Genomic DNA, 15,271 nt, shown 5'->3' with positions numbered 1-15,271 from the left:
TCCGCCCGCGGCTACGCCCCCTCCGGCGTGGCCGGCGGCTCCGCCAGCACCGTGAGGATGGGCTTCGCGTCCTCCAGCGAGGGCGCGAAGAGGGAGGGCTGGCCAGGGTCGTCGAACACCGCCCGGAAGTCCTCCGGCGTCAGCGCGCGCACCAGCCGCGCGGAGAACGTCTCGCGCAGGAGCCGCACGTAGTACTCCACGTCGTAGTCGCGCGGGTCCTCCTCGCGCGACAGGGGCCGCGCCGTGCCCGGGTCATCCGCCTCCGGAATGGGGAGCAGGCCCGCCCGGCCTCCCACGGCGCGGTAGACGCGGACCTGCTCACCCAAGGGCCATTCCTTCCGGCCGCTGGCCAGCATGGCCTCGTAGGGGAGCTCGCGCCGGCGGGGCCGGAGGGCGAGGTACTGGGCGCCCGACTTCGTCAGGCGGACGTGCGCGCAGACCTCCGGCGTGGGCAGCTCCCGGCGGCGCAGGGCCATCACCGTCGCGACGTACACCTCACGCACGCCCGGGATGTCTCCCTCCAGGAGGCAGCGCAGCGCGCGGCGCAGGAAGGCCTCGCCGAAGGGCTCCGCGCGGCTGGAGCGGAAGGCCACGCCCCGGAGCACCAGCGGTCCGTCATACGGCTGGAGCGCGTAGTTCTTCGGCTCGTGCGACAACATGGCGGCGTAGCGCCCGTCGAACTCCAGTTGCACGCGGGGCGGCAGCAGCGCGGCGACCTCCGAGACGACCCGGCGCTCGTCGGCCTCCCGCCAGTCCTCCGGGACGGCGAAGTACACGCCGTCCGTGTCCGCCTCCAGCAGCGTGACGCCCCGGCGAGCCAGCTCCCGGCAGAGGAGGCCCAGCACCTCGCGGCCCTGGCGCGTCACCTCGTTGGCCGCGTGCACGTCCGAGAAGCGCGTGAGCCCCACCGCGCCCAGATAGCCATAGGCGGAGTTGACGACGATTTTCATCGCCGCCGACAGCGCCTCGTTCGTGAAGCGCTCCTGCGAGCCAGGCGCCGCGGCGCGCGCCCTTCCCTTCGCCGCCAGCCGCTGGTCCACCAGGCGGTCCACCAACGCCAGCAACACGCCCAGCCTGTCCCGCTTGGGGCCAATCCGGTACTGGCGCATCAGGGAGGGATAAAGGCTGGCGACGTCCGCCTTCACGATGCGCCGGGCCACGCCCGTGGCGAACAGGTGGAGCGCCGCGCCGCTGTGCGACGTGCCATCCCCCTCCTGGTGCGCGGGCAGCGCCGCGCCCTCCCGGAGATAGGCCCGGACGAGCAGCGGGTCCAACACGCCGGTGGCCGGCCCCGCGTCCGCCAGCCGCTCGTAGCGGCGGGGCGCCATGCGCGCGAGCGCGAAGGCCGCGCCCCCCAGCATCCTCGCGAGGCCGCCCGCCTCCGTCACGTCATCACGCGCATAGCGCCGCACGCGCGCCGGGTCCGTCCGGAAGACGTCGTACACGCGGGCACCGGGGATGTGCTCGCGCTCGGGCCCCGCCAGGCCCAGGTGCTTCGCGACGGCCTTGAGGCCATGGCCCGGCAAATCCCTCGTGGAGAAGTCATGCCGCAGCACCGCGTCCAGCGTGTCGATGAACTCACGGCCGGGCACCGTGTAGCGCGCGCGGCGCATCGCATCCGGAGGCGCGCCGGGCACGGGCCGCCCCAGCGCGGCCCCCCTGGCGGACGGGCGGTGCCGCAAGCCCGGTGCCCCCGCGCGCCCCAGCGCCAATGACACCCCCAGGTGCCTGGCTCGCCGCGCGAGGAACGGCAGGTCGAAGCCGTGCAGGTTGTGGTTCTCGATGACGTCGGGGTCCCAGGCGCGCACGCGCTCCGCCAGGTGGTAGAGCAGGTCCGCCTCCGCCGAGTCGTCATCCCCCTGGGCCTCGAGTGTCTCCGTCGCGCCGTCCGGGCCTCGCAGCGCCACCAGGAAGACGCGGTGGTGCGCCGGGTCCAACCCGGTGGTCTCCAGATCGAACTGCATGCGGCGCAGCGAATCGAAGGCGAGGTCGCGGAAATACGTGCGGCCCGACATCGTGAGGTACTGCTCCTCCGGAGGCAGCGCGAGCACCGCGTTCGCGCCCAGCGCCTTCAGGTGACTCACCGGCTGGCCCAGGCGGCGTGACGCGCCTTCCAGCACCGCGCTGGTGAGCGCGCGGCCGTCCTCGCCGCGGACCAGGTAGCGCAACGCCCCGGGCCCTTCGAGCTCCTGCCACGTCACCCGGTAGCGCGCGGGGCCATCCGACTCTGGACGCAGCCGAGGCCCCAGGTGCGCAAGGTCCTCCAGGGACGCGAGCAGCAGCCATGGGCGGAAGCGCACGTCCTCGCGGAGCAGCTCCCCCGTCTTCGGGACGCGGCGCCAGACGAAGGCGCGGCCGTCGGGCTCCGCCCACACGGAGACGATGCCCGGCGTGGGGTCCCAGCCCCAGAGCCACTCGTCCTCCATGGAGTCCCTCCGGGCGGAAGTGCCGCGAACGCGCGCGATGCAAGCCGCTCGCGGCGTGGGATGCAAGGCACGTTGCTCCAGGGACATCACGTCAGCTTGAGGGAGGAGAGTGACAGTGGTATGTCAGGTTTCCTCTCCATGCAGCGCACCGAGCGTCTCTTCGCCCTCGCCGAATATCTCCGGGGCCGCCGTACCGGTGTCACCGCGGAAGTGCTCGCCGAGCGGTTCGGCGTCACGGTGCGGACCATCTACCGGGACCTGGATTCGCTGCGTGCCTCGTCGATGCCGGTGTCCGCCGAGCGCGGCCGTGGCGGTGGCTACGCGTTGGATCGCAGCTACAGCCTGCCGCCGGTGAACTTCACCGCGCGCGAGGCGGCGCTCATCGTCGCGCTGGGGCGCTTCGCCATCGACATGCGGCTGATGCCCTTCGTGGGCACGCTGGAGTCGGCGCTGGACAAGGTGCGCGCGGCGCTCTCCACCTCCGCCCAGCGCGAGCTGCTCACCCGGCTGAGGGAGTTGGCGTTCATCGGCGTGCCGTCACTGCCGAGCAAGAAGCCCGTCCGGGAAGCATTGGAGCGGGCGTGGTTCGAGCAGCAGCCGTTGCGCATCACCTACGTCGACAGCAACTTCCTGGAGACGGTCCGCGACGTGCGGGTGATGTCCGTCATCATGAACCGGCATGAGACACGCGTCGACGGGGAGGACCTCACCACCGGGGAGCGCCGCCACTTCCGCCTGGACCACATCACCCGCGCCGAGGTGCTGCGCGCCGCCGGACCGTGAAGGCGGCCCAGGAGCGCTGGCTGCGTTGACGTGAGGGGAAGTGGAAACTGCGTCCTCCCGGGGGCGGGGGCGCCATCCCGGAAGGTTGCCCTGGGCACCACTGACGACGTGGCAAGCCCAGGCGGCACGATACTGGGCTCAAATCTCCAGCGGCGGCTGGGGACCGGGGATGATGTCCGCGATATCGGGGTCGACCTCACCCGGCTGACGCGGCCCGCGCTCCGACTTGACCTTCTTGCGCTCCTCGCGCTTCGCGTTCTTCTCCTGCTGGTGCTGCTTGCGCGCCTGCTCTTTCTGGCGCTTCGTGGATCTGCCTTGCATTGAGCCTCCCTCGCTGAAAACAAAAGCCCGGCCTCGCAGTGAGGAGACCGGGCTGATGGTGCTGAGCCTGAGCTCTCAGCCAACGACGCGGACGTTCTCGGCCTGGAGGCCCTTGGGGCCCTTCCGGGTCTCGAACTCCACCTTCTGGCCTTCGGCCAGGGTACGGAAGCCATCCGTCTGGATGGCGGTGTGGTGGCAGAACACGTCGGCCCCACCGTCGTCCTGGGCGATGAAGCCAAAGCCCTTCGCGTCGTTGAACCATTTCACGGTGCCAGTTGCCATGTTTCTTCTTCTTTCTGCGTGCGGCGCGAGATCGCGGCCCGTCCCATAGAGCGGGACAGGCAGCCTCTAGCCTGTCGAGGGGCCAATGTCGAATGTGGAAGGCCCCGAATCTCCACCGGCTGTTCGCCGCGTGAAGGAAACGTGGCGTAGAACCGAAGAATTCCAGCCCCTTGACTCGTGGCACCACGCCCCGAAAATCGTCTGACGCCCCTTCATCGCCGGACGTTCCTTCAATGTGGGGGCGCCCGCGGCCCCTGGGGAGCGCCCTGGAGGGCACATTCCTGGACACCACTGGCCCCCCGCCCTCCCGGAACGAGGAGCAGCCAGGCGCTGATTTCCTGGCCTGGCCCGCTAGGCGCCGGGGGGCGTGCGCGGAAGTTCCGTGCCAAACACCACCTGGAGCAGGTCCATGAGCCCGGGCCAGGCCTCGGCGGCCAGCCACAAGCCCTCGGATTGGTGCTCGGCGGTCATGGCCAGGGAGGCCGAGTCGAACAGCCGGGCGGGCAGTACGCCCTCTTCGGGCAACGGCCCTTCCACTTGTAACACCTGACCGTCCCAACGAATGCCGGGGGGCAGCAGCCGCTCCGCCAACACCCGCATCGCGGCCCGGCCCGCCCCCGCGCGAAGTACGCCCATCATCAGCGACGAAGCCGTGCGGGACTCCTCCAGTTCCACCACGCCCGGCGTCTTCAACCACAGCCGGTAGCGCCCGGAGGCCAGCTCCACGCGCTCCAGCGCCGTCTCCACGCGCAGCTTCCAGCCGTGCACGGAGAAGCGGACGTCATAGACGTTCTCCCGCGCGGACCACTCCCGCAACTCGAAGTTCTTCAGCCGGGCCAGCAGCTGGCGCACCACGGTCTCCACGCGCGCATGCGACAGGCGCACCCGCTTGCGGCTCACGTCCACCGCCATGTCGTTGGCGAGCGCATTCGGCAATCGCTTCGCCCACTCCCGCGCCCCTTCCAGCATCTTCGCCGCCAGCGACTGACCCGACATCCGTGTCCTCCCGTGACGCCGCCTCCCTGGGCCCGGGGGCCTCGTACCGGCGGCCCAGCGTCGTGCGCGCAGCATGCACCGGATTCGGAGACCGCGCGCGTCCTGCTCGCAGGGCAGGCGGGCTGGCGCCGCCTGGCTGGCCCCGCGCCGCCTCCCCGGGGACGTGGACTTCACCTGGCCGCCTGCCCTCCCTGGGCACCCGCCAGCAGGGGCGGAAAGACGAGCGTCGGCGTGCCACAGCCCTCGGCGGTGGGGAAGAAGGTCAGGTCCGTCCCCACACCGCGCAGCGCGCGGAAGGTCTCCAGCACGGGGAGTTCCAGTTCCACCGGAGCAATGCGGCGCACGCGACGGCCGTCGCGCACCTCCCAGCCGCCCGCCACCAACGTAACGGTTCCGGGGCGCGGCATGGTGGTGAAGGTCTCCACGCGCGCGACGAGTTCCGTGTAGTGCGCGGGGAGCACGGCAAGCCCCCCAGGCACGAGGAAGGGATTCACGGCTTCGGGCGTGGGTGGTGACATGGTGGTGCGGAAGCCGCGCCCGTTGAGCGGCGCGCCGAGCCGCGATGCGGTGTCGGAGGCGTGAAGGAAGCCTCGCAGCACGCCCGCGTCGACCAGCGACAGCGTGTCCGTGGAGAGTCCTTCGTCATCCATGGATACGCGCCGCGTGCCCGTGGGGTGGTTCGGGTCGTCCACCACGCTCAGGACCGAGGGGAACAACTTGCGCCCCACGGCCCGGGCCAGCGCGGGTGTGGCCGCGGCCACGTCGCCCCGCAGCAACCAGATGAGCCCCGCCGCGAGCGGCGCGGCCACCGCCGGCCGCAGCACCAGGGGGAGGTCGCGGTCCAGCGACTCCGCGGGGCCCGTGAGGGCTTCCACCGCCTCCGCGAGTCGATGGCGCAGCGGAGCGATGACCGTGTCGTCCTCCGCTGTTTCGGGAAACGCCACCGCGTCCACCACGGCGCCTCGTGGCGTCTCACAGCGCACGAACAGTTCCTCGCGCCATTCCGTTCGAGCACGGCGCGCGCCACTCGCGCGCACCAGCGCGCGCCACGTGGACACCTGGGTGAGCAGCGCGGCCTGCACGACGCTGCCAGGAGGCACGGCGGTCTCGATGAAGTGTCTCATCCGGCGCGCCGCGCGCTCCGGCTGGAGCGGAGGAGGGCTCGAGACACTCGGGGAACCGCTCTGAGGTGGCAGCGCTGGCAGCGGACTCGCACGTCCTGAAGTGGCCTGCCTCGCGGTGCGCTCCAGGAGCAGCGGCAGCGCGCCTGCCTCACCCACCGGCGCGGTCTGCATCCCCTGCCGCGCGTCCCAGCTCACGCGCGCCATGGCATCCAGGGCCGCCCCCTGGTTGACGATGGAGCGCCCCGTCCCCGCGTCGTATTCGAACGACAGCCTGCGCTCCGCGGCGAGGAACAGCTCGGCCTGCGAGGGTGCGTGGTGCCGCGTGAAGGACTCCAGCGCTTCGCCAGCGGACGTCAGCCATTCGCGAGGCTGAAGGCCCGCAAATGCCGCCACCCCGCTGTCCTCCTCGGAACCGGAACCGCCCCGCATCCACTGCCTCCGCCGACACACGCTGGGACTGCTCGCGAGGATACCGGTCTCCATCCTCGCGTGGGGGCGCTCCGCGTCGTCGCGCGGAGTCCGCATCGGTGGTTCAACCGTCCGTCCGTGCGTGCACGCAATCCAGGCGCGTGCATGGGTCCGCCCCGCCGTCTGGCGTATGCTCCTGAACCTGTGCCCGCCGTTTCACGGTGGGCGTCACCGACGCCACGGCCAGCCCGCGTGGTGCCCGGCCGGAGGACACTCGCTTGGATTGGTTCGTGGAGCGGCGCGAAGTCACCGAGGTCCTCCTCCAGCGTTCCGGGCTCCGCGTCATCCCCCCCGTGCTCGACCAGGGCTGGTCCATGGGACAGGCCACCCCGGACAAGATGACCTGGCAATGGGCCCAGGTGGCCAGCCCCCGATGGAAGCACGGCCTCATGCCGGAGGCGCTGGCACACCAGGCCCGCCCCCTGTTCGACGCCGAGCCCCAGCTCGCGAGCGACGCGGAGGCCAGGGTGTCGCTCGTCCGCCAACTGGAGGCGACAGCGCGGGCGGCGGGCGCCCAGCACCTGGACGTGCTGCTGCGCGAAGTGGAGCGGCGCACGCTGTCCACCAGCGACGCGCACCAGAGAGAAGACCACCAGCGCCATGCCCTGCTCGAAGTGAAGGCCTTCCACGACACCGGCGCGGGCATGGCGGAGCTGTGGCGCTGCGCCGCCTGGCCGGACGTCACCGGGGCACGCACCGCGCTGCCCTCGTTGGAGGCGCTCGTGGAGGGCATGGCGCGGGAGCTGCGGGACACGACGCCCATGGTGCCCTGCCCCCGCGACGTGCTGCCCATCGTCTTTCCACCGGGCGCCGCCTCCGGCTGCTTCTTCCACGAGGTGTGCGGACATCCCCTGGAGGGAGACGTCGTCGCGCGCGGCGGCTCATACCTGGCGCGGAGGCTGGGGCAGCAGGTGGCTGGTGCGCACCTCAGCGTCTCGGACGACCCGACGGATGGCCACGGCGCGCTCGGCTTCGCCTGGGACGATGAAGGCCACGCCGCGCGCCCGGTGACACTCATCCGCGAGGGCCGGGTGGACGCGCCCCTGCTGGATGCTCGCAGCGCCGCCGCGCTGGGCCGCGTGCCCAACGGACACGGGCGGCGCGTCAGCTACCGGCACCCGCCCCTGCCTCGCATGGCCCACACGCGCGTGGACGCGCACCAGGGGCACCTGGAGGCGCTGATGGCGGACATTCCGCACGGGCTGCTGGTGCAGCACCTCACGCCCCGGCAGATGGACCTGCTGTCGGGCGACTTCAGCTTCTACATCGTGGAGGCGCGGGAGATTCGAAACGGACGGCCTGGGCGCCGCGTGGGCCCCGGCATCCTCCGGGGCAACGGGCTGGAGGCGCTGGCCGCCATCGACGCGGTGGGCGCTGACACGAAGAACCTCTTCGCCACGCGCGGCTGCCGGAAGCTGGACCACGGCCCGCTTCCGGTGTCCTTCGGGCAGCCCACGGTGCGCTTCCGCGGGCTCGCGGTGGAGCCCTCGCGGTGAGCGCCGTGGGCGCCAGGGTGCGTCACCCCTCCGGGTAGCAGAGGAAGCCGAAGTCCGGCGGCGGCGCGGGCTCCTCGTAGGGGTTCTCCTCCTCGGGCGGCGAGGCCTCCATGGCGAACAGGCGCGTGAAGGACACGCCCGGCGGCAGGCCCTCGACGAAGAAGGGAGGCACCTCCCAGGGCCGGCCCTCCTCCTCGTCCTCCAGGGTGTCCACGAAGCTCACCGTCAGCGCGCTCGGGGCGCCCGGTTGCACCACCAGGGCGTAGTAGCCCAGGCTGCTCATGCCGGCGGGGATGGCGAAGTAGCCCATCTCCGTCTGGCCCGGGAACGAGCCCGGCGGCGCCCAGTCAATGGCGTACAGCGTGCCCGCCGTCGTCTCCGCCGCGATGTCACCGCTGGGGAACAGGAACGCGTCCAGCACCGGGCTGGGCGAGTAGACCCACAGCAGCGCCACCGAGCGGCCCGACGAGGCATCCGCCAGGCTGGCCGGGGAGACGGACGTCCCCGTCTCCTCGGAAATCACCTGCGCCAGCGCGCCGAGCGCGCCTGCCTCGCCCACGATGGCCGGCGACTGGATGAGGCACTGCGTCCCGGTGGCCGCGATGGGCCGCAGGCTGGTGGTGGCGTAGTACGGCCCCGCGGGGATGGGCGCGTGGCCCTCCTCCTCCGGGAACATGTCGGCGGCCCCCACGGAGAGCCCGGGCGCGGGCTCGGCGCGCATGAGGTACGGCACCGTCGGGTCGGAGGGAATGCCCTCCGTCTGGAAGTTGCCCCAGGGCGGCATCGCGGGGCCGCTGGTGTCGACCACCTCGCCGGTGGGCCCCACCATGCTGACCTGCGCGCCCCACACGGACGCGCGCATCACCGTGGGCATGCCATACAGCAGCGCCGGCAGCGGCGGTCCGGCATCCGGGTCCTCCGGGTCGGGCGGCCACATGACGAAGGTATAGAACATCGCCTCCGGATCGAAGACGACGCCGGAGACGGGTACCCGCCGGGCGGGCAGGTCGGTGTAGGGCGCCTCGGCGTCCAGCTTGGGCGGAGGCGGTGCGCTGCTATCAGCGCACGCGCTCAGCACGGCGGCGGACAGGGTCGAGGCAATGAGAGAGCGAACCTTCATGGCGTTCCTCTGAGGGCTCAGCGGGGCGGGAGGATGTGCTCGGCCGGCGGCGTGGCGACGTGGCACGATTCGGCGCAGTTGCCGTAACCGTTGGGCGTGTTCTGCATGGGCTCGAAGCGAAGGTCGAAGTACTCCGTGCCGTGCGACGCCACGTGGCAGCCATTGCAGTTCATCAGGCTGGGCCACAGCGTGCTCTCCCGCGTCAGGTGACACATGGTGCAGTCACCCTTGTTCTGGTTGTACTTGCGCGAGCTGTTGTGGATGCGGTGGATGACGTCCGGCAGGTAGCCGTAGCCCTCCTCGATGTGGCACGTCTTGCACGCCTCCACGTGGTCCACGGACATGCCGTGGTGCACGTTGGAGAGCGAGTTCACCCCGTTGTGGCACACCTGGCAGTTGCCGACGCGGCCCGGGTACGTGGTGGGCTGGGCCTGGCCCACCTGGAAGAAGAAGGGGTCCAGCCGGTTGAGGCGCTCGCCCATGAAGGTGCGGTGCCCCTTGAGGATGATGGCGTAGGTGCCCGCCTTCGCGTTCGGCGGCAGCGTCACCGTGTAGTGCGTGGGCGGCTGGGCATCACCGCCGCCCGCGAGTTGGTGGGAGCCGGGCGGCAGGTAGAAGTGCGGCTCGCTGAAGAGCGGGAAGGAGAAGTACGGCAGCGTGTAGGAGCCGCGCGACACCTGCAGGTCCTGCAGCGGGCCCACCACCTTGAAGCCGGACTCCGAGGAGCTGGCCTCGCGGTAGGTCAGCAGCATCTCCTCGTTGAAGTACGCGAGGCCGTTGGAGGACTCGCCCATGTACTCGTTGTAGCTGGGCATCCGGTTGCGCGGATGCAGGCCGTTGCCGTCCCCGTCGCGCAGCGACACCATGAAGTCCACCGAGTCACCGGGCATGAAGTAGCTGCCGTTGGCCGGGCGGTTGACGCGCACCGCCTGCGTCAGGCCGAAGCCACAAGGCACCTGTTCGTCGGTGGCCAGCCCGCTCTCATCCAGCCGGTAGCAGGTGGCCGGACGCTCCGCCTCGGGGGTGAAGACGATGGGGAAGAGGAAGGGCTTGAGGGGCAGCAGGCTCCAGGTGACGCGGATGAGTCCCTCGCCGGAGAGCTGCGGCATGGTCAGCGTCTTGAACGGGTTGGTGGCGCCGGAGAAGGACGCCTTCACCATCGTCTTGTAGGTGGGCTCGGTGCCGTCCGGCAGCAGGCTCACCTCCGGGTCTCCCGGGAAGCGAGGCCGCGCCAGGTCCGCCACCAGCCAGCTGGCGCGCGTGCGGCCCGTGGTGGCGCTCTCACCCATGAAGTCACGGCGGCTGTAGGTCATGGAGGTGCGCACGGCGCCGTCCGCGTCGAGCACCTCGATGAGGAAGGTGTCGTCCAGCGAGCGCATCCACGCGGCGTTCTCGTAGTAGGTCTCGCGCTGGAAGGTGGAGTCGAAGTCGTTCGTCCACTCGTCCCGGCCCACCGTCACGCCCGACCAGTCCAGGTCCTTGAAGCGCGACTCCTTGCGCATCCAGAAGGACGGGGCGTGCTGGTTCTTGAAGTCGGTGTGGACGTCGGTGACGGCGTCCACCGCGGTGAACTCGCGGATGAAGTAGCTGACGCCCGGCGTCACCTCGAACCGCGCGGAGGGCGGCACCTGCTGGCCCATCCTGTTCATGGCCTCGCAGGTGGCCGGATAGTCCGGCAGGTCCAGCGAGCCGGCCGACACCGGCTCACCGCTGGGCAGGATGGCGCAGCCATTGAAGTACAGCAGGGACAGGGAGATGGCGCCGGAGGCCGAGCTCGAATACGGGTCGAACGCCCTCGCGCCGCGGCCACGGGTCCCTTCGGCGTCGCCGATGTTGAAGACGTCGCAGCCGGCGGAGCACACCAGCACGGACAGGAGCAGTCGCTTGAAAAGAGATTTCATGGGGGCACGCGTCACGCGCGACCCTGGGGGAAGGGCGCGCAACGATGGGCTTTCAGGGGACGCGCTGGGAGTCTACCGGACGCTCCCAGGTGGCGCCAGAATGGGTCATTTGCCAGACGCGGACGGCGCGGCGGGGGCCACGGCGGGCACCGTGCGCAGGTAACGGTAGAGGGCCTTGAGGTCCGCCTCCGCCAGTCCGGCGAAGAAACCCCAGGGCATGGTGAGCTTGTTCACCTGGCCCGCCCGCGCGGGCGCGGGTGCCAGGTCCTTGAAGGCGGTGAAGCGGGCGACGAAGGCCGCTTCGTCCACGGCGCCCAGTCCACGTGCATGCGGCGTGAGATTGGAGACGACTTCCGGGCCGTGCGGCGTGGGCAGCGGACGTCCTCCCACGAAGGGCGTGCCCGCCTCGTCCATGCCCGCGTGACACGCGGCGCACTGCGCCATGGTGGCCAGGTAGCGACCGCGAGAGACGTCATCCGCGGCGGGCTCCGGCACGGCTGTCTTCATGGGCGCCGCCATGTCCTTGTACTGCGCGTACACCTCGTCCGGGATGACCGAGCGGGCCGAAGCGCGCGGGGTGGCCGGGGCCTGACGCAGCCAGGCAATCACGGCATGGGCGTCCGCGTCCGACAGCTCGCGGTAGAGGAGGAACGGCATGAGTGGGAAGAGCGTCTTCCCATCGCGCCCGGTGCCGTCGCGCAGCGCGCGCATCAGCTCCTCATCCGTCCAGCGGCCGATGCCGTGCTCGGGATCGGAGGTGATGTTGGGCGCGCAGACGCGACCGGGCAGCTCCCAGGCCGGGTCGTCCCAGCAGGCGCCGGAGAGCGCGGGCCCGGAGGCGGGGCCTCCATACCGAGCCCAGTCGCGCGGCGTGTGGCAGGAGCCACAGGCGAGCACGTTCTCCACGAGGTACCGGCCCCGCTCCAGCTTCGCCGCGTCCGCGGACGCGGTGACGGGCGGGACGGCGGCAGCACGAGGTGCCGGCGCGGAGGCGGCCGGAGCCTTCGCGGGTGGCGGCGGCGATTCGTTGCGCTGGCAGGCGCTCAACGCCAGCAGCAGGAACAGGAGATGGGAGCGCATGGGGGTGTGGGTCCTCATTCCGGGGCGGGTCCGTCCACGGGCTTGCCCAGCCGCAGGGCGATGACGCGCCGGCGGTATTCGATGGGCAGGCGGTCTGCGGGCGTGTGGACCTCGCTGGCGAAGTCCAGGGGCTGGGCCCGGGGACGCACGCCCTCCAGCGTGCGCCGGTCCTGCTCCAGGATGGCCAGCTCACTCTTCACGAACATGTCCGGGAAGTGGTTGCGCAGCCGGGGGTGGTACGAGGCGAAGTAGAAGCACCGCATCTTCTCCTCAGAGAGCGGAGAGGCGATGGCGTAGACGGTGTGGACGTAGAAGAGCGTGGGCTTGAAGACCAGCTTCGCGGCGAAGGGCAGCGTCACGTCGTAGGTGAGCGTGGTGCGATCCACCCTGGGCGGCATGCCATCCGTCGCCGGAGCCAACGCCGGATAGACGATGCGCGCGCCGACGCCGGTGGCGCGCCGCTCCACTTCATAGGGAGGCACCTCCGGCTGCTCCGGGTTGCCGAAGGTGCCTTCGTGCACGAAGGACAGGTGCGCCACGTCCAGGACGACCTCAATCATCCGGCCCGCGGCGACGTCCCACTCCAGCACCGGCAGGGGCACGGTGGCCAGGGCGCCGTCCTCCAGCTCCGGCCACTCCGGCAGCGGCGCGGCGGGCTCCGGGGACAGGCAGACCCAGACGAGGCCATACCGCTCCGTGGCCTGGAAGGAGGAGACGCGTGCCCGGGCGGGAATGGGCGCGGCGGGCTGTGACGGCACCCGCACACAACGTCCGTCCGTGCCGTAGGTCCAGCCATGGAAGCCGCAGCGCAACCCCTCTGGGGTGACGACGCCCAGGCTGAGGTCGGCGCCCCGGTGTGCACATCGCCGGTGCGTCGCGGCCACGCCCGAGCCCGTCCGCCACAGCACCAGCTCCGTCCCCAGCAACTGCACGGGGAGCGGAACGGCCGTCAGCTCGCTGGAGAAGGCGACCGGGTGCCAGTACGGAGAGAAGGCGTCAACGTAGGAACGCACGACCCTTAAGCCAGCGCGAGCGGAGCAATCTTGCTCTCGATCTCCTCGAGCAGGAAGTCGATCTCCTCGATCTCATCCAGCTTCTCGGGCGCGGTGGAGACCTCGTTGTGCGCCGCCTCGGAAGTGGCGGGCTCGGAGTGGGCGGGCGCTGCGGACAGGGTCTCTTCCGAAGCCATGAGGCCTCCTGAGTCGGGGGTGGGGGCGCGATTGTGTCCGGCTGTCTGGGGGGCCTGTCAATCCGGAGTCCCCTTTCTTAAGAATTTTTCGACACATGTATCGCTGGTTGAGACTCGTATACGCTCAGGGGGCCCCTGCGATGATGCCCCCCTTGCCCGTTCGCGCCCTGGCCGCGGCCATCCTGTTCTGGAGTCTTGCCGCATCCGCCGAGCCCTGGAACGGCACGGAGCCGGGCACGACGACGCTCCAGCAGGTCCTGCTCTCCTTTGGCCCGCCCACCCGGCAGGTCCACGAGGACGGCGCGGTGGTGCTGACGTACCAGCGCAAGGCCGCGCCGGGAGGCACCCGGAGCACGCGCTTCCACTTCGACGCCCGGCAGGGCGTGCTGCGCCGCGTCGAGGTGGTGCCCACGAAGCCGCCGACGCAGGCCGGGCTCGTCGCGCTGTACGGCCCCGCGTGTGGCGCGGCGAAGTCCTCGGAGGGTGGTCCGGATTGTCACGAGGAGGAAGCCGCGCCCGCGCGCCAGCGCTGGTGGCACTACCGCGCGCGCGGGCTGAGCGTGCTCCTCGACAAGCAGCGGCGCGTGAAGTCGATGCGCTACACCGAGCCCCTGGCCTCCGCGAGCCCGACCCCGGCACGGGGCTCCATGGCTTCGGCCGGGAGTGAAGGCGCCACCATGCCGGCTGCGGCGGCGGCGCTCGATGTCCCGAGGGCGGCGCCCGCCACGGGGACGCTGCCGCCCGACACGGACTCCGCCTCCGGGCTCGCCACCGCCGCCGTGGACCCGAGCGGGGCCGGTGCGCCCGACGGTTTCGAGGACCTGCTGGACGCTCCCGCTCCCGCGCCTCCATCGGGCGCCATCGTGGAGGGCTGGCAGGGCCCGGAAGGCGAGGCCGCGGACCCCTGGCATGAGACGGCGCAGGAGCGTCAGCAGGACGTGCTCGCGGTGGGCGGCATCTACTTCCAGCGCGCGGAGCTGACGGGGCTGCGCTCCCAGGGGAAGACGTCGTACCAGCCCGTCCTGCCCGCGCTCGCGGACATCTACCTGGACGCGACGCCGTCGAAGCACGTGCGCGGCTTCATGATGGGTCGGCTGGCGTATGACCCGCTGTCCACGGAGGCGAACGGACCCGCCGCCGTGCTGGGCCAGATGTGGCTGAAGTTCGACGTCGCCCAGCGGCTGTTCGTCACCGCCGGGCGCCAGGAGATTCGCTGGGGCAGCTCGCAAATCTGGAACCCGACCGACTTCCTGCAGGCGCCCAACCCGGATCCACTCAACATCTTCGACCTGCGCACGGGCGTCGACATGGTCCGCCTCACGGTGCCGTGGGAGGCCATGGCCGCCAACCTGTCGCTCCTGGGCACGGCCAACGTGGAGGACGTCAGTGAGGACCTCCGGCGGGTGCGCTACGGCGGTGGCGTGCGCGCGGAGATGGCGGTGGGCACGGGCGAAATCGCCGCGACGGCGGTGTTCGACCAGTCGCGCCGGCCCCGGTACGGCCTGGACGCGACGATGGCCCTGGGCCTGCTGGACTTCAACGCCGAGGTGGCCTGGGTGGGCGACGGCAACACGCGGCTCTGGGCCCGCGATGGCGACAGCTTCGTGGAGCGCACGCTGGAGGGGCGCAAGCTGCTGGTCAGCGCGGGCGTATCGGCCACGTTCAACTTCGCCGAGCTCTACCGCGCCGTCATCCGGGTGGAGGGCTTCCACAACCCGCTGGGCTACGACGACCGCGCCTTCCTGCCCTGGCTGAGTTCGCAGGGGGACTTCCGGCCGCTCTTCCATGGCCGCTACTACGCACTGGGGCAGGTCAACATCGGCCGGCGCGGCGTGTCCCAGCTGTCGCTCATCTTCACCACCATCGCCAACGTGCAGGATGCGTCGTACCTGTCACGGCTGGCCTTCAACTCCTCGCCCTTCGACATCCGGGACATCTTCGTCCAGACCTTCGTCGAGGTGCCCTACGGCGAACGTGGCAGCGAGTTCCGCTTCGAGAGCATCCCCGCGGACCCCACCGTTTCCGGTTCGGGGCTGGGCGTCTTCCGCGCGGGCGTGAGCCTCTACGTTCGCATCTAGCCCACCG

At 71.1% G+C, this 15,271-nt stretch carries 13 protein-coding genes; 3 read left to right on the top strand and 10 right to left on the bottom strand.

Annotation, left to right across the window (positions count from 1 at the left end):
• Positions 1-11 precede the first annotated feature (11 nt).
• Complete coding sequence (locus HNV26_RS04860) at positions 12-2,426, bottom strand: DNA polymerase domain-containing protein (protein WP_171440239.1); 2,415 nt, start codon at positions 2,424-2,426, stop codon at positions 12-14.
• Between the two features lie 138 nt (positions 2,427-2,564).
• Here HNV26_RS04860 and HNV26_RS04855 point away from each other — a divergent pair, with 138 nt between their 5' ends.
• Positions 2,565-3,209, top strand: a complete 645-nt coding sequence (locus tag HNV26_RS04855) for a helix-turn-helix transcriptional regulator (RefSeq protein ID WP_171440263.1) — start codon at positions 2,565-2,567, stop codon at positions 3,207-3,209.
• A 138-nt stretch (positions 3,210-3,347) separates the two neighbouring features.
• Here the strand turns inward: HNV26_RS04855 and HNV26_RS04850 are convergent, their stop codons facing one another.
• The 4 genes from HNV26_RS04850 to HNV26_RS04835 form a co-directional block, all read right to left on the bottom strand.
• Positions 3,348-3,530 (bottom strand): hypothetical protein, encoded by a 183-nt coding sequence (locus HNV26_RS04850; RefSeq protein ID WP_011551729.1) that lies wholly within the window; start codon positions 3,528-3,530, stop codon positions 3,348-3,350.
• A 75-nt stretch (positions 3,531-3,605) separates the two neighbouring features.
• Positions 3,606-3,812, bottom strand: a complete 207-nt coding sequence (locus HNV26_RS04845; RefSeq protein WP_011551728.1) for a cold-shock protein — start codon at positions 3,810-3,812, stop codon at positions 3,606-3,608.
• Positions 3,813-4,163: 351 nt separating this feature from the next.
• Positions 4,164-4,808, bottom strand: a complete 645-nt coding sequence (locus tag HNV26_RS04840) for a hypothetical protein (RefSeq protein ID WP_171440238.1) — start codon at positions 4,806-4,808, stop codon at positions 4,164-4,166.
• Between the two features lie 170 nt (positions 4,809-4,978).
• Positions 4,979-6,325, bottom strand: a complete 1,347-nt coding sequence (locus HNV26_RS04835) for a metallopeptidase TldD-related protein (RefSeq protein ID WP_366816754.1) — start codon at positions 6,323-6,325, stop codon at positions 4,979-4,981.
• Positions 6,326-6,618: 293 nt separating this feature from the next.
• Between HNV26_RS04835 and HNV26_RS04830 the strand changes: the two genes are divergently transcribed.
• Positions 6,619-7,896: a TldD/PmbA family protein gene (locus HNV26_RS04830; RefSeq protein ID WP_216611808.1), complete on the top strand. Its 1,278-nt coding sequence runs from the start codon at positions 6,619-6,621 to the stop codon at positions 7,894-7,896.
• A gap of 22 nt (positions 7,897-7,918) precedes the next feature.
• Here HNV26_RS04830 and HNV26_RS04825 read toward each other — a convergent pair whose 3' ends face one another.
• The 5 genes from HNV26_RS04825 to HNV26_RS04805 form a co-directional block, all read right to left on the bottom strand.
• Positions 7,919-9,016: a hypothetical protein gene (locus HNV26_RS04825; RefSeq protein ID WP_171440236.1), complete on the bottom strand. Its 1,098-nt coding sequence runs from the start codon at positions 9,014-9,016 to the stop codon at positions 7,919-7,921.
• A 17-nt stretch (positions 9,017-9,033) separates the two neighbouring features.
• Positions 9,034-10,917: a hypothetical protein gene (locus tag HNV26_RS04820; protein WP_253816234.1), complete on the bottom strand. Its 1,884-nt coding sequence runs from the start codon at positions 10,915-10,917 to the stop codon at positions 9,034-9,036.
• Positions 10,918-11,022: 105 nt separating this feature from the next.
• A complete protein-coding gene (locus HNV26_RS04815; RefSeq protein ID WP_171440234.1) occupies positions 11,023-11,997 on the bottom strand; it encodes a c-type cytochrome in 975 nt (324 codons plus the stop codon).
• Positions 11,998-12,011: 14 nt separating this feature from the next.
• Positions 12,012-13,010: a Rieske 2Fe-2S domain-containing protein gene (locus HNV26_RS39205; RefSeq protein ID WP_171440233.1), complete on the bottom strand. Its 999-nt coding sequence runs from the start codon at positions 13,008-13,010 to the stop codon at positions 12,012-12,014.
• Positions 13,011-13,015: 5 nt separating this feature from the next.
• Positions 13,016-13,186 (bottom strand): Xan family putative trans-acting RiPP leader peptide, encoded by a 171-nt coding sequence (locus HNV26_RS04805; RefSeq protein ID WP_143043095.1) that lies wholly within the window; start codon positions 13,184-13,186, stop codon positions 13,016-13,018.
• 140 nt (positions 13,187-13,326) lie between these two features.
• On the opposite strand from HNV26_RS04805, the gene HNV26_RS04800 reads away from it, so the two are divergent.
• Positions 13,327-15,264, top strand: a complete 1,938-nt coding sequence (locus tag HNV26_RS04800; RefSeq protein WP_253816233.1) for a hypothetical protein — start codon at positions 13,327-13,329, stop codon at positions 15,262-15,264.
• Positions 15,265-15,271: the final 7 nt, after the last annotated feature.

Source organism: Myxococcus xanthus, assembly GCF_013116825.1.
In the GTDB taxonomy this organism is placed as follows: domain Bacteria; phylum Myxococcota; class Myxococcia; order Myxococcales; family Myxococcaceae; genus Myxococcus; species Myxococcus xanthus_B.
The sequence above is the reverse complement of the archived record's forward strand: the minus strand, read 5'-3'. Positions and strand labels throughout refer to the sequence as shown.